This window comes from Vibrio sp. 704 (assembly GCF_033339295.1).
In genome coordinates, this window is record NZ_JAWOUH010000263.1 from 1 (window position 1) to 828 (window position 828).

Annotated in this window: 1 pseudogene; it reads right to left on the minus strand. The window is 47.3% G+C overall.

The features are described 5' to 3' along the window. Positions 1 to 775, minus strand: a pseudogene (locus R7R24_RS25820) (hypothetical protein); the annotation flags it as partial. Positions 776 to 828: the final 53 nt, after the last annotated feature.

Below are 828 nucleotides of genomic sequence, written 5' to 3' on the forward strand. Positions count from 1 at the left end.
GAGTTAATTGACGAGCAAACATGTTGCCATCAACAGTGGTTAAACCTTTGATGATTTCACGATGGTCGATGTAGCCAAAAGAGTTGTTGTTTTTACCATACTGAGTTTGGATGGCTTCAGCACGACCACTATCCGCTAATGATTGGGTTGGAGACTCAAGACCCAGCGCCATTTTCAACGGGTTAAGATCACCCAACTCCGCGATATCCACCGTCACGGTTAGCACGTTGTCGATAACCGCCACAACTAAGCCAATGCCATCTTGCGGATCTACTGCATCCGTCATTTCATAACGACGGTACTCCACCGTACCCAGCTTCACTTTTTCGTGTGTCACGCCGCTCATTTGCTCTTCGTGATCCAACGTTTTCCAAAGCGCCTCTGGATTCTCGATTGGCAGTTTGTAAACTGGCACCATACCGAGCGTGTAAAGCACTGGGTTGATCTCATCGCCTGTACCTAAGTACGCTTTCAAAGTTTCTGGCGACGCAGCACTTTTTAAGTATCCGTCAAACAGATCGATCGCAAACTGCTCTTTTGGTGACAGCTGCTCACCAACAAACATATCAGACATGGTCATTTGATTGGCAGAGCCAAACGCGTTCACATATTCGTAGTGTTTGAAAGGTTCTGTTTGGAAAGTAACTACGAGCGAATCGGCTGGGATTTGCGCCAATAGTGAGCTTGAACCGCTCTGAGGAAGGTTATTTTGGTACAGGTACCCAGCGGCCCCCGCTGCTGCGACCACTGCTGTAGCCAATAGTAGTTTTTTCACGACCAACTCCGTTGTTAGTTATATCGGTTCGTAAATGCGTTTTGCATTCGAGT